The sequence below is a fragment of the Larkinella insperata genome, assembly GCF_026248825.1.
GTDB lineage: Bacteria > Bacteroidota > Bacteroidia > Cytophagales > Spirosomataceae > Larkinella > Larkinella insperata.
Genome location: NZ_CP110973.1, coordinates 1205461 through 1222594, shown reverse-complemented (window position 1 = coordinate 1222594; position 17134 = coordinate 1205461). Strand labels below are relative to the sequence as shown.

Below are 17134 nucleotides of genomic sequence, written 5' to 3'. Positions count from 1 at the left end.
GTTTAGTTGGCGGTGAGGGGCGTAGTGAACTGTTCGATACCGGTGTAGATTCCTTTCAGCGACAGAATAATCTGTTTGACAACTTCTCCGTCTTTTTTGCGGCCCACTTTTCCGGCCTGCTTCACCAGCTCCTGATGCCCGATCCGGAAGGCTTTAACGGTAGTTTCAACCTGGTCCAGCTTTTTCGTTTCCGCATTGACGTATAGTTTGACCAGCGTCAGAACGTCCTTGTCCAGGTTGAGCGGGGTCAGGTCGATGTTATTCTTGCGCGCCAAGGCCAGCTGAAAACCGGCGTTCTCGTTGGCTCTGAGCTGAACGCTGGTTAAATAGGTCTGGAACAGTTGCCGCTGGAGACTGATCAGCTCGAGTAGACCGGTACAAACCCGGTCGACCGAAGACCCCTGCGTTTTGACGGCCTGTCCAATGGCCCGGCGTTTGATGCTGCCGGTGATGAGTTGCTGAATACCGTCTGACACTTCTTTCGCGCCTGCCAGTTGGTTCTCGTTAACGGCCATCCACTGGGCCGCGTTCCCGGCTCTGACGGTTTGCTCGACCACATCGCTCAGGGTGAAATCCCCGTCCTGCGTGGCCAGCAGGAGCGCATCGCTGTAGCCGACCAAAATATCAACCCCCCGGTTGATCCGCTTGCTGCGGTCGGCCAGGCTGTCACAGGGCAACTTTTCAAAACCCTGCATAGACTTGATTTCGGTGCATAAAAACGTGACGTCCTCGTTAACGGCTTTGTAGTCGGTCAACGCGGTGCCGACTTTTCCCACGGTTTTGACCGACTCAAACGAAACGCATCCATTGCCGAGAAAGGCCAGCAGAATAAACGGTAGAATGATTGACTTCATGGAAAGGATAGTAAGGGGAAAAATCGCCTTAATCGGACACAAGAAGCGGAAATTAAAACGAGATACCAACGGTGTCCGGACCGTTTTCCGGAATTTTTTTAACGGTTCGCCGGGACCGATTTTGCACCCCGTAAAACCGTATACGGCGTTGAAACGGCAGGCCGATCATTGCTGGCGCGGCCAGCAATGACCCTCAGTCCGGGCTTGGGCAGGACGGCATTGTGGCAGCCGGGAAAGACCACCGCGTACCGGCCCGGGTCTGCAGACCGTGTTTGCCGTATCAGAAAAAGAAAGAGAAATAGGGCTACAGTCGGAAACTGTGCGTTGTCATCCAAAAGGTACCGCCAAGGCACCTATTTTTCCGCTTGTTTGGGCTGCGGGCGGTACACAACCCGCAACATTCGGACGTTTGGCTGCTGGGTGTCCCTGATGTATTCCAGGACGGCCTGAGAACCAATTTGGTCATTGACGAACCGGGTTTCGTCGATTTTTCGGTAGCCCGCCGTCGTCAACCGGTTTTTAAGCGTATCCGGAACCCAGGGTTTTTGCAGCATGGGCGTACTGATGAGTTGAACGCAGTGGTCTTTAGCCGCCTGCTGGAAGATGAGGGAGTGATTGAAAAATAAGTCCACCCGCCCGGGTTGAATCTCCGAGACGCTGTAGGAAAGAATGATGGCATCACCCGTCGGTGAAGATTGTTCAGTATAAACAATGCGTTTTTTGTCCAATTGGGCTTTAACTTCCCCAATCGGTTGGCCGATGTACTGGTCCTGAGCAAAACAGGTAAAAGAGAAGGCCAGCAAAAAAGCCAGTGAAAAAAGCCAGTTTTTCATGTTTTGAAGAATCTTCCGTGAGCGAAGAAGGCTGCTAATTTAAAGCACAGACGCGATTTCGACCAACAGCAGCCTGACTAAATTAGCCTCAAACAAAGCAAAATTTTATTTTCTGACCGGTTTTTAATCGCTTAACGGAGGGCAGCATACCCGTTTTTGTTGATTCCGGGCGCCAAATCTCCAGCCGGTACCGGAAACTCACTTACCCGTCTATACGAACGGGGTACCCGCCAGGCAAGGGTACCGCTACACTGGTCCAGCCCGGTGGTACTTCAACAATCCAAAGGCAACTGTTCAGGAGGATAAAACCGGCTGCTTCCGGGAAGTCTGGCTGTCGGGTATCCAGCGTTCCATCTGGGTGGCCAACCAGGGGGCCAGCGGAGCCACGAGCAACACACCCAGCGCGTTAAACAGCACGTGCGCGTTGGCTAATTGACGTTCCGCCGAAGCCTGCCTACTGAGCGCGTGCACCAGGTCTGTGAAAGGGCCGATCAGCAGTAAACCCAGCAGGATGGAGAACAGGTTAAAAAACAGGTGAAACAAACCCGTACGGACGGCGGCTTTGGTTCGGCCAATCGAAGCTACCAGCGTATCGGCGCAGGTACCCAGTTCGGCGCCCATCATCACGGCAATACCGGCACCGAGTGTCAGCAGACCCTGCCCGGCCAGAACAACCGACATGCCGACCGTTGCGGAAGATGATTGCAGCAATACCGTTACGCCCGCTCCCGCCAGGACACCGCGCCAGGGGTCGGCCAGCCCTTTCATCCAATCGACCACGCGGGGCAGTTGATTCAACGGCTCAACGGCTTCTTCCATCAGAAATAAACCCAGAAACAGCAGGCCGAAGCCCAGAATAACCTGCCCCCATTGAACGAACGATTCGCGCCGGGCCAGCACCATCAGCCCCAAACCGATGGCCATTGGTACCCCCGACCATTGGCCGATAGTAAACGCAATCAACTGACTGGAAAACGTAGTGCCGATGTTGGCCCCCAGCACAATACCGACGGCCTGCCGAAAGGTTAGCGCGCGGGAGTTGACCAGCGCAATGGTCATGATGATGACGGCGGAGGAAGAATCCAGGAGAGTAGTGACGATGACGCCCACGAGGATGCTCGAAACCAGCGTTCGGGTAAATTTCCGGAGCCACTCCTGCATTTTTTCGCCCGAAACGGCTTTGAGTCCCTCGGCCAGGTAGTTGAGCGCAAACAGAAACAGCACCAGTCCGGCTAACATCAACAACCCAATTTTTACGTACGGCATTGTCATCGAGCATTTAGAACGTTATGAAAAATACGCATTCCGTTCCGGCCTTGTTTGCTCGCTTAAATTATGTTTCTGTTAACAATGCAGTTATGACGTCCAGCGCCGGGTCTTGCGTGGGCCGATTCCGTTCAAAAGAACGGGCGGCTTTTCAGGCCAGTTCAAGCTGGTGAACTTCCAGTTCCTGCTGCACCGCCCGGGCGAAGGCAACTTTATCGGATTTACGGTAACGCTCTGCAGATACAGCCCCGGAAGGCGGAATGAACGTCTGGCTGACCTGCAAGCAGGCTTCCCATAACTCGGGATTGAAGTCTATTTTCTGCTGGCGCAGAAGCGTATCGGCGCCAAACCACAGGTTAATAATGTTTGCGGGTGTTGCTTTAATTCGCTGGGCCATCGGTCTTTGTTGTTGTGTCAGGGTGATATAAATGGGTAAAGACGGTCAGTCTTCGGTGATTTCGGTGGCCAGATCCGTTAATAATTGGTACAGTTTTACCAGATCATCGGTGGAAAGGTCGTCCAGATCGAGGGTGTTGCCATCGGTGAGGCCCAGAATCAACGACTCGTCATCGGGCTTCGAGAGGGCGCTGATCTCGGCGGATGAACTGCTGAGAGACGGAGGCAGGTAATTCAGATCGAAAAGCTGATCATTTAAATCGCCATCCAGTTCAGCGACCACCTGGATAATGGAACGCATGACCTCGGCGCGAAATCGGTCCAACTGGAGGATCAACAAGCCGGACGAGGGCCGTTTCGGACTTTTAGGAATAGCCATTGCTTTGATATTGAAACGTGGGCTTTTTAGTAAACAGAATTAACGCTTGATTGTGAGCGAAATACACGATTTAATTTCTAGTTGTGATAAAACGGTTACTTTCAGTGGAGGAACCTGCCAACCGGTATTCGTCACTATGTCCCGCTGATTGTTGATTTTATTAACAGACAAGCGGCTTTTCCGTGGCGATGACTTTCCAACTTCCTACTTTCCAGAACTATGGATCAACTCCGGTATCCGTCAGGGCTTTCATGAAGGCAATCAGGGCGGCTTTTTCGGGGGCCGTTAGGCGGAGTTCGTCAGTGGGCAGGGTCTGGTTTTCCTGCGGCAGGCCAAGGCCGTTGCCGCCCCCGCGATCGTAAAAATCAATGACTTCTTCCAGCGTTCGAAAGGCGCCGTTGTGCATGTACGGAGCGGTAAGCTCAACGTTCCGCAGGCTGGGCGTTTTGAAAGAATGCCGGTGAATGTCGCCCCGGGTATGGTTGTATTTGCCCAGATCGGAATCCAGCTTGCCGCCTTTCCACCGCAGCTTCTCAGGCACGCCCAGGTTTTCGCTTTCACTTTTCTCGAAATGCGGAGGGACCAGCCCGTTGGTCAACGGAATGAAGTGGCAGGTCGCGCACTTGGCCTGACCCGTGAACAGGTTAAAACCCCGGATTTCCTGTTCGTTCAAAGCCGCCCGGTCTCCCCGGACGTAGCGGTCAAACCGGCTGTTGAAGCTCACCAGCGACCGCTCGTAGCTGGCCAGTGCGTTGCGGATGGTAAACGAGGTGATGCCGTCGGAATACGCGGCCGCAAACTGCCGACGGTAGTCCGGATCGGTTTTCAGCGTATGGGCGGCCTTCTCGAAGGAACCGTGCATTTCGTCGGTGCTGGTCACGACGTCGGTTGCCTGATCTTCCAGAAACGTAACCCGCGAATCGGCAAACAACGCCCGTTGCAATCCTACGTTCCAGAGAGTGGGGGTGTTGCGCAGAATCGACCGGCGGCCGTCGAGTGCCCGGTTACGGGGTAGGGCGTCGGTAAAAGCCTGCTTGGGCTGGTGACAACTGATGCAGGCCCGGCGTCCATCTCCCGACAGAATGGGATCGGCAAAAAGCTTTTTTCCCAACGCTACCCGTTGGGGCGTCATCCGGTGGTCCGGGCCGGGGGTGTAGTGGTTGACATCAAAGGCATTGGCCGCGAAAAGGGTCCGGGCGTTCGACCGCAGCCCGCGCGATTCGTTGAACGGCTGGATGCCCAGCGCCGTCTGCGCGTCGAGCAGCAGACTGCTGAGCGGGTTGGCAATCCGGGTGATGAAGGCCAGTCGGTCGAAAGTATTGAATGCCTCAGAGCCCGTTGCGTTTAGCCGCCGGGGGGCTTGCTGGAAAAGCCGCTGCAGGCTGTCCGCTACCAGCGCATCACGGTGTCGGAGTTCGGGTTGATAAAAAGCCAGATACCGTTGCAAACCGTCCAGAGCGGCTTTGGCTTCCGGAAGAGAATATTGAGCGACGGGCGAATCAAAACCGGTGATGCCCAGGCTGATGATGCGGAAGACTTCCAGCCGGAAAGCGTCGAAAAGGTGGGCATCGGTGGTTGGGTTGTTCTGCGCAACGATGGTAAGCCGTTTGACGTTGGCGGCCAGGGTGGCGGTTTGCTGCACCAGCTCGTCGTATCGCTCGGGATCGGGTTCCGGAAAGAGCAGCGGTTCAACGACCTGGAACCCTTCAGGGTCAATCGTTTTGGCGTCGGATTCCTCGTACTCGGGAATGGCGGCTCCGTTGATGGCTTTGGCCGTAGCCGGAAAATAGTATTCCGCCAGCCACTCCACGTTTTTCCAGGCGAGCCGGGCGCGCCGGAAAGCCGTTTGCTGCGCCCGCGCATCGCCCTGTTTTACCACCACCAGCAGCCGTTGAACGGTTGAATCCAGCGTTACGACATCGCGCAGAAACTGGGCCTGCACCTGTTGTACCGGCGTCGGAACCGGGGTGTTGAGCCGACGAAAACCCAGGTAACCCACCAACAGCAAGAGCCCCGCCAGGCCAATAAACAATGTACGTTTCATGACAATTAAGAATACGAAAAATTCCTGCCGGTGCATACCGGCAGGAATTGGAGAAAAAGAGTCAGCTTACTTACCGGGGCAGCCCTTTCACAATCAGAAGCTGACTGGCCTGCTTTTCGTTGACGCGTTTGGAACCACCGTCGACGCCCTTGTACTGGTCGCCGGTCCAGGTATGCGGCTGCACCCCGAACATAAAGGTGTTGGGTACGCCAATGATGTCGGAAATATCGATGATACCGCTGCTTTCCCAATCGCCAAACTTGGACATGCCGCCGACGTTGTACTTGGCCGCGTCGGGCTGGTTCCGGCGGTGGTCGAGTTCAAAAACAACTTTCAGCGCACCGGTATTCAGGTTGTACTGGTAGATGTAGGCGTCGTGGGTTTCGGTGCCGTAACCGTTGGGATCTTCCTGGATGTAAGCGTAGTTCTCAGTAACCAGAATGTTGTCCGGGTCCTGGAAGATTTTGGCAATACCGCTCCGGTCGTCGCCGTCCAGTACGACTTCGAGTTTGCCTTTGGTCGGATCGGTTTCATCCAGTTTCAGGCGGTAGATACGGCCGTACTTGGAGCGCGAATAATCCGCGTTGACTCCGGTGTTGTTCTGGCCGGTTACGGTAAAATAAACCTCACGGCCGTGAGCAGCTCCTCCCTTGCGGTAGTCGACATCTTCCACCCGGCCAAACTTGATGGCTTTCACTTCATCCACTTTCTGGTTGAGCTGCAGGCCCGTCAGCGTGGCCTGGTTCTCAATTTTGACGAACTCCACATCGTGGTACTCCCCAGCTTTCATGGTCATTTCCTGCTGGTTGAGGTCTTTCCGGCGCAGGATGTAGTAGCTTCCGTTGTCCAGATCACCCACCGAGTTGCTCATGTAAAGCAGTACCTGACCGCCGTAGATGGCGCTGTCGTCGTCACCAATAACAATAACCGTTTTACCCGGATAGGCTGTCTTGGGCAGCGGCACGGCATTTTCCGCACTCTGGCGTCCCAGGGCCGGTTTTTCTTTGGTGACAGCCGCCGTCATGGGGTCGCCGTATGGGTTAAGGGCGTGAATGCGGGATTCTTCCCCGCTTTCTCCGCAGGTCAGAAAGAGCGGACCAAAGCCGTGTTCCTCGGGCGTCGCCATCGTGGCCGAGCAAAGCCGCCACTGCGCCCCGTCTGAGTTGAGCAGGTACTCGCCTTTGACCGGTTTAAACGTTTCGTCGAGCGTCAGCCGGGATACGGCAAAGTTATCCTCGTTGTTGACCAGCAGCGTAAACGTGTTGTCGTTGTTTTTGAGCAAACCCGCCCCATCGGACGAACCTCCGAAAATGTAATTGGTCGATTGGCCGAGTTTATCGTCCGAGCTAAGCAGGGAGTAAACGTCCAGATTTTCAAATCCAGAGTGCTTTTTGACCAGCGCCGGCGTGACAGAATGGTTCTTGAGTTCGACCTTCGAGGACGCCAAGTCGTGGTCCTGGAGCGTACAACCCGCCATGCCCAGCATAACAAGGGCCGTGGCCTGGGCCAGGTAACCAAGAGGAAAGATTTTCATGAATAAGTAGCTATGTGAGGGAATAAACGATACTGCAAAGAAGCCGACGGGCTGTTACTCAACGATTACCGAAAAATGAAGGCTGGGAGAAATCGGGCGGCCAAAACTTAACAGAACAGTAAAGTCCGAAACGCGCCGGACGGAGTGAAGGCGCTGCCAACGACGGCGTTAATTTCACGGTAAATTAACACCAACGGGGTAGGCCATTACACAAGGATAACATAGCGAGCGTAGGTTTGCCTAATTATCTACCTGGCATTCCGTTTTCATGAAAACACCGTTATCCTCTTTTTTCCAATCGTCGTTCAGTGTGGTTGCTGGCTTGTTTCTCGTAGCGGCCTGTAGCCTGCAGGATCACCAGATACCGGCGGACTATCCGCTTTTCGCGGAAGCCACTCATCCCGCCATCCTGTCGACAGCCGCGAATGGCACGGTTCTTTACAACGGCGGGTTTGGGTCTGCCGTGGCCGCCGATCCCAATGATCCAAACGTCTTTTATCTGTTGACCGACCGGGGGCCGAACGCAGCCGGCTCAGCCGCCAATACCATCATCTTTGGCAAGGCCGACTTCACTCCGCAGATTGGTAAGTTCCGGCTTGTTAACAACGAACTGGTGCTGGAGCAAACCATCCTGCTCAAGAATGCCGCCGGGAAGTTGCTGACGGGTTTGCCCAATCCGGTGGGGCAGGGGAATACGGGCGAAATAGCCCTTGACCTCAACGGGCAACCCATTACCCCGGACGCCGACGGTATTGATTCGGAGGGGCTGGTGCGATCCAGCGACGGCTCATTCTGGGTGAGCGACGAATACGGTCCGCACATTGTACACTTTGACGCGACCGGCAAAACCCTGGAGCGGATCAATCCCTTCGGCAGCGGTACGGGGGGACGCACCCTGCCGAGCGTTCTGGCCAAACGCTGGCCCAACCGGGGCATGGAAGGGCTGACGATTACGCCGGACGGTAAAACGCTGGTGGGGCTGATGCAGTCGCCGTTGTACAACCCTTCATCGGCCGCCGTATCCGGCTCGATGGTGCTTCGGGTGCTCACTTTTAATATTGCGACGGGGGTCACCAGGCAGTTTGTCTACCTGATGGAAAATGCCAGCCTGACCGGTTGCAGTGAAATTGCGGCTATCACCAATACAACGTTCCTGGCGCTGGAACGCGATGGCGATTACGGCGGTAATGCCTCGAAACCCGCTGCCTTCAAGCGTGTTTACAAGTTTGATTTGACGGGCGCGACCGATATTTCCGATCCGACGAATGGCCAAACCGGTAAACTTTACAACGGCCAGACGGTTGAGCAGTTGAAGAACAAGGCTGGCCTGGAAAGCGCCGGTATTGTGCCGGTTGCCAAAACGCTGGTGTTTGATTTGCTGACGGAAATTTCACCCATCTATCCGCACGACAAGGCAGAAGGCATTGCCCTGCTCGGCGGAAACCGTCTGGCGATTGCCAACGACGATGATTTCGGGGTGGTCGATAATGGTCTGAATAGCTTCATGAACAAGATTCTACCCGCAACCGGCACCGTTGATCGCAACCGGATTTACTTTATTAATCCGAAAGTTCCGCTAAAATAAATGGCTATTCTTCAGGAAGTACTTGTGAATCTATGAAAAAAGGCTGGTTCCCAGCCTTTTTTTGTTTTCTGAACTTTTGCCCAAGTATCCTGTCTTGGGAAGTTGGAAAGAAAGAAGGTGTCAGAGTAGGAAGTAACGCTAGGTGCTGTACAATGTGACCAACCTACCCATTTCAAGTCTAGATAAGCGAACAAGAAATTCTGCGTTGCCATTTTGGAGGTTTAGGCAAGTAAGTGTTTTACGGGTTTTTCTTCCGGTTTTACTACCTACGGGGGGTGGACCGGAACAAATTGGCTTGGTGCTTTTTGCGTTCGGTTTGATATTCTGAGCATGAAGCTCGTTCAAAATAAGGGTTTGTCTGATGCGATTTCGTATAAAAGAGAACATAAAGAAATAAGTATGAAACGGGTCTTTTTCATGTTGGCAGTCTGCTCGTCGCTGCTAGCGAATGCACAAAATGGTCGGTTCGATGTTCGACTTCAACTTAAAAAGGCTGACTGTGCCAATCAGAAACTGTTCGTAGCGGTTGAACTGAAAGCGCACGATGAGAGCAGTTCTTTTCTGATGGGGAACGCCAATCTACGCTTTTCTTACGACACCCGGCTGGTGAAAAGTCCGGTTATCGTTGAGGAGCAGAACTTTACCAGTCAGGGAGTAACCGGCAATCTGAATTATAGCCCGTTGTCGCTTAACGGTTCGGTGGAGCGCAGCACCAAAGGCATCGTTTCGTTGAACGTTCTGTACAGCGGTTCAGAGCAGGGGGCTACGTTGGTAACAACCAACTGGATGCCTGTTGCTACGCTCCAGTTTGATGTAGTCAGCCTGACGGAAAAGAGCGGTATGAACCTTGAATGGCATAATGATCAGTCGTTCCCAGTCACGGGGCTGAGTGAGGTGGTTTTGAAAGAAAATGGATCCGGATTTGATTACGATTCGTATGTGGCTAAAGCGGGCGGTGTATTTGAAAACATCAGCATCGCATCCATGGCCAATTTATGTTCGGGGACCAGCACCGAATCGTCGGGTGAGGTGGCTATTCCGGAGGGCTTTTCGCCCAATGGTGATGGTAAAAATGATCAGTTTGTCATCCGAAATTTAGGCCAACTCAAGGCCGAGGTGACCATTTTTGACCGCAACGGTACGGTGATTTATGAGTCCAAAGAATACCAAAATGATTGGGATGGACGTAATGGGGGCAAACTCTTACCCGTCGGAACGTACTTCTACAGCATTCAGCTCAGCGATGGACGGAAATTTACCCGTGCGCTGACACTCTCCCGGTAATACCTTTTTACATCTCGCAATAAATTGGAAAGCCGATTGGGATTCCCGGTCGGCTTTTTGCGTTTGGGATAAACTACGATTGAGCCTAGCCGGATGGAATAAAATAAGAAAGCCCCAAATCTTGCGATTTGAGGCTTTTTGCTCCCGAAGCTGGGGTTAATGGGTCGTGTATTGTATTGATTTTCAGCAGTTTATATAAAGGTGAGTTAAGGAGCCCTGTGATTGCTCTTAATTGTATATCGACTGAGTATATTAATGTCCTATAAATCAGGCTTTTAAATGCTACTATTTTTCATGTTAGTATGTAAATAAGAAAATAAATTTTTTCATTCGTACAAGCTGTTTATTAAGCTTTTTAAAAATGATACAAGTTCACTTGCTTTTTCACTAACACTTAATTTGTCATTTGTAATATAATCAGATTGCTTAATTATACTGTTGTTTGCTACCCCTGAACATTGTAACTGTCCTACGACTCCTAGCAATGACTTATTTTCGTCATAATTTGATTTGAATTTTTTTTCTGTTGGTCTTTTGTTGTCTTTGTTCCTGTTTAAATATTCAAGAGCTTCATTAAATATCTGTTCATTACCTAGCTTCATTAAGGGTATAAGAATTTCCTCTAAATTACCAGTCCCTTCATCATTACAAAACAAATGTAGTCCCAGGGATTTAAAGGATTTCGTTAAGCATATATGTTGTTCCGTTGCATTTAAACCCGTAATTTCTGGTAAAATATCGTTAAAGTTATCATGACACTTTTTAACCCTATCCGCTAATCCATCGTCTGCATCGAATATCAATCCAATGGAGATTTCTGCTTTCATTTCTGGTAAGTCATTTATAGCTATGTCCTGAAATTTTTGAATTTGATCCTTCCAGCTTTCAATTTTTGAATCCCCTCCCATTGGATAAATAAGCAAATATACAATTTCTTGATCTTCATGTGGAGTCAAAGAAAGAGTAGTAGGTATTTCTGGTCTACCTGTTAATTGTGAATCTTCATATCTGTAATTTTGAAGTAGTCTAACAAAATGAGAGCCTAAAGGAGACGGAAAATCTTTTAATTTAGTCCCTGTTATATCTTGAGCGTTTAGTGCCAAGCGTGAAACTTTATATATGAAGGCAACGTCGTGAGGGCCTTCACAAAGAATTATAAGTATTTTCATCAGCCTCTCAAATCTGCATCAAAGTTTTCAATTAATCTTCCGAAACGAGATCCTTCTGTATAAAGGCAAACTAAGTTTCCATCTTGCTCTATAAGACGATAAGCAGAGATATTATTGTTAGTATTACCATTTATGAAGAAAGAATTTATGCATTCTTTGCTGTGAGATGTGATGAAGAGTTGAACGTTAAAATCACTGGCCATTTCTTCAATGAAGCGAGTAAATTCTATGTAAAGATCGTGATGTATCGCATTTTCTATTTCATCAATAAGTAATATCCCATTTTGGGCAGAGGCAAATAGCAATGCAATATGAAACACCCGTTGTAACCCATCACCAAACTGAGTAATATCAATTGCCTCCTTAAAATGCTTATGGGAAACTAAAAACCTTTGTGTATCACCCTCACCTGTTAGTTCTATATTTTGAATATCTTTATCAATCTTGTTTTTGATGAAGTCTAGTATTTTATCAATAGCTTTTGTTTCGATACTTCTTTCATGACTAGCGATCAGGTCTTCTCTATTATGAATAGAAAAAGGGCTCGAATACTTAACGTTGCATAAATTTAGTATTTGTGGAAAGAAAGCTTGGCTATCTTTATTTTCAAATAATCGCAATCTACTATCAAATCTTGCATTGCCAATAAACGATTCCAAATATATTGATGTTAAATAAGATGACTTATCAAAGTCATCATTTTCATTGCTAGTATTGAAACTGCTACTCACTGATTTTCCATCAAACACCCCACTCACTGATTTTTTTCCTGAAATCTGTTTTGCTAGCCACAATGAGGGCAAATCATTAAAGAATTTGCCTCTTCTCCTGAAAATCTCAGTAAAAGAAAATATATCATTTAATATACATAAAAGGTAAACCGCTTCAAGTAATGAAGATTTTCCTGAGTTGTTATCCCCTCCAATAAGGTTTATCCTATTTAAGTTATTTAAAGACAATGTTTTTAACCTTTTGTAATTTTCTACATTGATAGATGAGAAATGTGAATCAGTGTATCTTATAAAGATATCCCTTTTTATATCTCTATTGACAAGTACTTCTGAAGAACCTTGAGTAGTTAATAAACCCTCAAACTTTCTTCTAATTGACTTTAGTTTTTCTTTACTTTCGTCGTTAGCATAATTAACAAAGTTAAACGCATCGCCAAGTTGTTTTTCAATTATTTCTAGACTGTTTGAAAACTTATCACTGCTTATCTTATCACTTGCTAAATAAGCTTGCGATATTGATCGTGATAATTCCATCTTTTCTAGCAACTTTTCATCACTAATCAATTGTGCCAGTTCTCTTATATCATCTCCGCGATTTATTATTGGTTCAAGAGTTTTAACAACATCGTCATCTCCGTCTAACTGCAAATCGTCTTCACTTGATATCCACGAAAAAAACCTGTTAAGGTTAAAAACATTCTTGGCTTTAGCTTCGTAGTCGTCCCACCCTAGCCAGAACATTATTTTAGGTTGTTTAATGACCTCTGAAAATATATTAAATTTTTCTGATCTGAACTGATCACCGAGTTCGCTGTCTTTATATTGGTCTACTAAGGCTAAAGATTTTAAATATCTGTTAAGAGTGACCGTAGAAATACCAAGAGCATCTTTAATCTCTTGCTTTGTCATACCCTCATTCAAAAGAGTCCTAAGAAGCTGAGCTTGATTAATTGATGGCCACTTTTTATTTCCACTTATGTGCTTTAGCCCCATAAGTATTTTGTAATGGCTTTCATCAACCCCTCTAGTAATTATAATTGGTACCTTTGCAAATATCGATGGATTTAAGTTTCCTATATCATCTCCTGCTTCAAATCTCTCTTCTAAATACTTCAGAGCTGTTATTCGTCTATTGCCTTCAATTACTAGATAAGAAGAATCATCTAACGGCCTTGCTTGGATTTGATCAACAGGTAGGTAGCCATTCGTTTTATAGCTTCGGATCAAGTCATCTATTTCTTCATTATTTGTGCCTGAAATAAATCTTCTAGTCCGCTTTTGTATTTGCGCATCTTTAATTTTTTCATCTGATACCTTGACATAATCAGCCTTATCAATAAACCTAAAGTTATTAGGGTCCAAGTACAATCTATGCAAGCTGACCGTCTTTCTCTCTTCTTCCTTACTCCCTAAATCCATCATTTTACGAGTTAATAGTAAAGTTTTTAATTAAGCTTACAATCATGTTATTCATTTCCAAGCATAATCACTCATGTTTTGATATTATGCAAGAGGTAAATAATTATTTTAGCTCCTTACGATGTTTTAAGCTTTGCTTTAGTATTTCAATATATTTTTTATAGTTGCCAATCGCAAACATAAGCTCTATTTATCTCAATTAATGTGCAATAAGCCAATACTTGTCATACCTCATCCTCTTCTATGTCTAGCCCTAACTCTTTCGCCTGTCTTTTTATTTCTTCATAGTCCATATAATCATCATCTTCGTCAATTCTCTTGTTGTACTCATCAATAAAAAGGTTTGATTGACGGTGGAACAAGGACATCAATTTATAAAGTAAGTCATTTTTCTTCCTTAGGACCTTGTTGGCGGTTCTTAGCCTCAGTACCTTATTTTCTAACTCTTGTAATCTGACAATATCTTGGTTTGAGTTGTTGTCCAATAATTCATACACTGATACTCCAAGAGCTTTGGCAATTTTCTCTAACATTTCAATGGTAAGACGCTTATCTCTCTTTTCAATTCGAGGATAATTTGTCGGTTCTACACCCAAGGCTCGTGCCAATTCGCTCTGCTTGATGCCCTTACTCTCGCGTATAGCTTTTATATTTTCCGCTATATTCATAGTCAAAAATTGATAATATGCAATGATAGATATATTCTGATTGTCAAGCAATTATCAAAAAATGATAATAATTTTGTTATCATTTTTTGATAATTGTTAAAGTTTATACCTAATATTGTCATCAAAAAAAGATGATAATGAAAACAAATAAGCAAACATCTGTTTCTAGAGCCTTGACTAGGTACGAAGACTCTATCAAAGGCAAATTTAAACCAGATCGTCGATTCTATGATTCTGTAGGGATTAATCAAAAAAGATTTGGACAGTTGGTAAGAGGGGAGAAGCCAATTTTTGGCTTTGAAGCTCGTAATCTGGCTAATTTTTTTGAGGTACCCTTGGAAAGTCTTCTGTAAACAAAATGCCCGTAATCGTCTGCCAACGAGTACGGGCTTCATTTTTCAACCAACATCCATTGAAACATTGATTGATTATGGCAAAGATAAAGCATTTACCTGATGCCACTGAAAAAGTTCGAATGAAGCGTTTAACAGTTCAACTCTATCAACGCGGTTTGACTATTTACCTAAAGCTTCATTACAATGGTCGTAACTTGGCTTTTAGTACAGGTGTTACTTGTAGTCCGAGACAGCTTGATACAAAAACGTTTACGGTTTTGAATGATGAATCGGCAACGGCTTATTTGCAAGCGTTAAAATCAGACTTTCAGCGTGCATTTACGGACTTTTTACTGACCAAACGGACTCCCGACTTAAGAGAGCTTAAGAAGGTAGTGGTAGACAAATCAAGTATAGAGCCCAATAAACCCACTGTAATTGAGTGCTTGGATAAATTCTATAAAGATGAATTTGAAGCACTGTTAGGTATTGATTTTGAACGCAAGACGGTTGAAAAAAAGCGATATTTGGTTGAGCGCATTAAGCAGTACATTCTTACATCTCGTCAAAATCCGTATTTGAAGCTTTCAGACCTTAAGCCAATTGACGCATACTCAATTGTCACCTTTTGTAAGAAGACTTTCGGACATGGACACAATCACGCCGTTTTACACGCTGAATTCTTAAAACGAACGCTAAATTATGCGATTGCTAATGAGTGGCTTGAAAAAAACCCTTTTGCTTTCTTTCGGCCTAAACGAGAACGGAAAGCGGTTGTAGCTCTCAAAGAAAAAGATATTCTCCTTCTACAAGAAACGCAGTTCTTCAGCCAAGAATATAATTACGTTCGAGACGTGTTTTTGTTTTGCTGCTATACGGGGCTAGCGTATGTTGATGTAAGCAAACTCAACTCAACTCACCTTCTCACCTTAGAGAATGGTGACCAGCTCATCAAGATTAAACGGAGCAAGAACGGCAATGATTGTATCATTCCAGTAGTGCCGCAAGCTTTACAAATTTTAAAGAAGTATGCCAATCATGAAGATTGTCTTCGGCGAAACCGTTTGCTGCCCGTTTATGCCAATCAGGTCATGAACCGAATTCTAAAAGAGATTCAAGCCACTTGTCTTATTTCAGTTCGGCTTACAACCCATGTAGCTCGCAAAACCTGCGCTTCTTATTACATCGCTAATGGTGTCCCTTTGACCAGTGTGGCAACCATGTTAGGCCACAAAAAAACCAGCACAACGGAGCAATACTATACGGAGCGAACCGAGGAAGCGGTTATTCGGCATATTCAGGAGTTTCGGGAACGGAAGGAGAATGAGGGTATTGGCCGGAAAGCCATGTAATAAAAAGCCACTCCCTAGAAGGGAGTGGCTTTCAACATAAATCTTATGGTAATTAATGGAACAAATTTATGGAATTCAGTCAAAATAGCAAACAAAAGGTTGAAATTCAGCCTATTATATACCGAATCCGTCATTATTTATTTGCTGAATATGATTATAGGGTTGATGTGGTTTCAAACCAGTTAGAACGAAAACCAAAAAAAGTCACCGAATGGGAATTAGTGAATTTATGTGATGTTGAATTGGAGCTTTATGAATGTGGCTTAAAAGGGTTCAAGGATGCCTTACGAGCTTTGTTCGGTTCAAAAGCGATTCCACGATATGACCCCTTCGAGGTGTATTTTCAAAGTTTGCCAAACTGGAATTTGACTCAGCCAGACTACATTGACATATTAGCCAGTTATGTAAAAACTGAGGATAGTATCTGGTGGAAAGCCATGTTTAAAAAGTGGCTAGTGCGTTGTGTAGGGCAGGCAATTGGTGGTGCACCTTTTAACAAACAATGCTTAACATTAGTCGGCAAACAGAATGATGGCAAAACTACGTTTTTAGATTTTCTCATTCCCAACGCTTTAAAAAACTATGCGAAGAAAGGGTTTGATTTTGGCTCCAAAGAAGGCAAATTTTCACTGGTGCAGAACTTCATGGTGAACCTGGATGAACTAGCTTCCTTTGACAAGAAAGAGCTGAATAACGAGTTTAAAACGGTTCTATCAGAAAGTATTGTGAAGTACCGTCCTCTCTTTCAAAATGTGGAAACGGCCTTTCAAAGAAGAGCTAGCTTTGTAGCTAGTACAAACCAGTTTGAGTTTCTCACAGATGAGACAGGTAACGTACGCTGGTTACCGTTCATTGTCAAGGAAATACAGCATGATAATGGCGGTTCAAACGGCTATATGGCTCAAGTCAATATTGATTTAGTTTGGTCCCAAGCATATGCCCTGTTAAAGGATTCGGCATTTAAGCAGGATATGACAAATGACGAAACCAAAACCTTAGAACTTTACAACCGTAAGTTCTTACGAACGACAACGGAAATGGAAACGATTAGCAAGTTTTACGAACCAGCGGAAAAAGGAGAGCAGGGGGCGGAGTTCTATACCGCAGCAGACATTGAAGAAAATCTACGCACGAAAGTCACCTTAAAGCTTTACCGGAATCAGATTGGTAAAGCACTTCAAATATTAGGCTTCAACCAGGTTTCAACGTACAACACTCAAAAGAAATACACTGAGAAAGGGTATTACATTCGACTGAAATAATAAACTACCTACTCGATTACTCG

At 46.6% G+C, this 17134-nt stretch carries 14 protein-coding genes; 4 read left to right on the top strand and 10 right to left on the bottom strand.

Annotation, left to right across the window (positions count from 1 at the left end; translation table 11 throughout):
- Positions 1–2 precede the first annotated feature (2 nt).
- The 7 genes from OQ371_RS04950 to OQ371_RS04920 form a co-directional block, all read right to left on the bottom strand.
- Entirely contained in the window at positions 3–854 is an 852-nt protein-coding gene (locus OQ371_RS04950) for a hypothetical protein (RefSeq protein ID WP_265992676.1), read from the bottom strand.
- 353 nt (positions 855–1207) lie between these two features.
- On the bottom strand, positions 1208–1687 hold the full coding sequence (locus OQ371_RS04945) for a hypothetical protein (protein ID WP_265992675.1): 480 nt from the start codon (positions 1685–1687) through the stop codon (positions 1208–1210).
- Between the two features lie 294 nt (positions 1688–1981).
- A complete protein-coding gene (locus OQ371_RS04940) occupies positions 1982–2953 on the bottom strand; it encodes a Na/Pi cotransporter family protein (protein ID WP_265992674.1) in 972 nt (323 codons plus the stop codon).
- A gap of 151 nt (positions 2954–3104) precedes the next feature.
- Entirely contained in the window at positions 3105–3350 is a 246-nt protein-coding gene (locus tag OQ371_RS04935) for a hypothetical protein (protein WP_265992673.1), read from the bottom strand.
- A 45-nt stretch (positions 3351–3395) separates the two neighbouring features.
- Positions 3396–3728 (bottom strand): hypothetical protein, encoded by a 333-nt coding sequence (locus tag OQ371_RS04930; RefSeq protein ID WP_265992672.1) that lies wholly within the window; start codon positions 3726–3728, stop codon positions 3396–3398.
- A gap of 217 nt (positions 3729–3945) precedes the next feature.
- Positions 3946–5772, bottom strand: a complete 1827-nt coding sequence (locus OQ371_RS04925) for a cytochrome c peroxidase (protein WP_265992671.1) — start codon at positions 5770–5772, stop codon at positions 3946–3948.
- A 70-nt stretch (positions 5773–5842) separates the two neighbouring features.
- Positions 5843–7306, bottom strand: a complete 1464-nt coding sequence (locus OQ371_RS04920; RefSeq protein WP_265992670.1) for an alkaline phosphatase PhoX — start codon at positions 7304–7306, stop codon at positions 5843–5845.
- Between the two features lie 268 nt (positions 7307–7574).
- Between OQ371_RS04920 and OQ371_RS04915 the strand changes: the two genes are divergently transcribed.
- Positions 7575–8891 (top strand): esterase-like activity of phytase family protein, encoded by a 1317-nt coding sequence (locus tag OQ371_RS04915; protein ID WP_265992669.1) that lies wholly within the window; start codon positions 7575–7577, stop codon positions 8889–8891.
- A 417-nt stretch (positions 8892–9308) separates the two neighbouring features.
- Positions 9309–10175, top strand: coding sequence for a T9SS type B sorting domain-containing protein (locus OQ371_RS04910; RefSeq protein ID WP_265992668.1), 867 nt, complete (start codon positions 9309–9311; stop codon positions 10173–10175).
- Positions 10176–10501: 326 nt separating this feature from the next.
- Here OQ371_RS04910 and OQ371_RS04905 read toward each other — a convergent pair whose 3' ends face one another.
- The 3 genes from OQ371_RS04905 to OQ371_RS04895 all read right to left on the bottom strand — a co-directional run bounded on the left by OQ371_RS04905 (position 10502) and on the right by OQ371_RS04895 (position 14162).
- A complete protein-coding gene (locus OQ371_RS04905; RefSeq protein ID WP_265992667.1) occupies positions 10502–11344 on the bottom strand; it encodes a DUF3226 domain-containing protein in 843 nt (280 codons plus the stop codon).
- Entirely contained in the window at positions 11344–13497 is a 2154-nt protein-coding gene (locus OQ371_RS04900; protein WP_265992666.1) for an AAA family ATPase, read from the bottom strand. Before OQ371_RS04900 ends, OQ371_RS04905 begins: the two co-directional genes overlap by 1 nt.
- Positions 13498–13718: 221 nt before the next feature.
- Positions 13719–14162 (bottom strand): helix-turn-helix domain-containing protein, encoded by a 444-nt coding sequence (locus OQ371_RS04895; protein WP_265992665.1) that lies wholly within the window; start codon positions 14160–14162, stop codon positions 13719–13721.
- A 430-nt stretch (positions 14163–14592) separates the two neighbouring features.
- Between OQ371_RS04895 and OQ371_RS04890 the strand changes: the two genes are divergently transcribed.
- Together OQ371_RS04890 and OQ371_RS04885 are read left to right on the top strand one after the other, a co-directional pair.
- Positions 14593–15849 (top strand): site-specific integrase, encoded by a 1257-nt coding sequence (locus OQ371_RS04890; RefSeq protein ID WP_265992664.1) that lies wholly within the window; start codon positions 14593–14595, stop codon positions 15847–15849.
- Between the two features lie 68 nt (positions 15850–15917).
- Positions 15918–17111, top strand: coding sequence for a VapE domain-containing protein (locus tag OQ371_RS04885; RefSeq protein WP_265992663.1), 1194 nt, complete (start codon positions 15918–15920; stop codon positions 17109–17111).
- Positions 17112–17134: the final 23 nt, after the last annotated feature.

Coding starts and splice junctions, on each gene's coding strand:
- OQ371_RS04910 (WP_265992668.1), top strand. CDS start 9,309: ATGTTGGCAGTCTGCTCGTCGCTGCTAGCGAATGCACAAAATGGTCGG.
- OQ371_RS04945 (WP_265992675.1), bottom strand. CDS start 1,687: ATGAAAAACTGGCTTTTTTCACTGGCTTTTTTGCTGGCCTTCTCTTTT.
- OQ371_RS04925 (WP_265992671.1), bottom strand. CDS start 5,772: ATGAAACGTACATTGTTTATTGGCCTGGCGGGGCTCTTGCTGTTGGTG.
- OQ371_RS04900 (WP_265992666.1), bottom strand. CDS start 13,497: ATGATGGATTTAGGGAGTAAGGAAGAAGAGAGAAAGACGGTCAGCTTG.
- OQ371_RS04930 (WP_265992672.1), bottom strand. CDS start 3,728: ATGGCTATTCCTAAAAGTCCGAAACGGCCCTCGTCCGGCTTGTTGATC.
- OQ371_RS04935 (WP_265992673.1), bottom strand. CDS start 3,350: ATGGCCCAGCGAATTAAAGCAACACCCGCAAACATTATTAACCTGTGG.
- OQ371_RS04885 (WP_265992663.1), top strand. CDS start 15,918: ATGGAATTCAGTCAAAATAGCAAACAAAAGGTTGAAATTCAGCCTATT.
- OQ371_RS04950 (WP_265992676.1), bottom strand. CDS start 854: ATGAAGTCAATCATTCTACCGTTTATTCTGCTGGCCTTTCTCGGCAAT.
- OQ371_RS04905 (WP_265992667.1), bottom strand. CDS start 11,344: ATGAAAATACTTATAATTCTTTGTGAAGGCCCTCACGACGTTGCCTTC.
- OQ371_RS04940 (WP_265992674.1), bottom strand. CDS start 2,953: ATGCCGTACGTAAAAATTGGGTTGTTGATGTTAGCCGGACTGGTGCTG.
- OQ371_RS04895 (WP_265992665.1), bottom strand. CDS start 14,162: ATGAATATAGCGGAAAATATAAAAGCTATACGCGAGAGTAAGGGCATC.
- OQ371_RS04915 (WP_265992669.1), top strand. CDS start 7,575: ATGAAAACACCGTTATCCTCTTTTTTCCAATCGTCGTTCAGTGTGGTT.
- OQ371_RS04890 (WP_265992664.1), top strand. CDS start 14,593: ATGGCAAAGATAAAGCATTTACCTGATGCCACTGAAAAAGTTCGAATG.
- OQ371_RS04920 (WP_265992670.1), bottom strand. CDS start 7,306: ATGAAAATCTTTCCTCTTGGTTACCTGGCCCAGGCCACGGCCCTTGTT.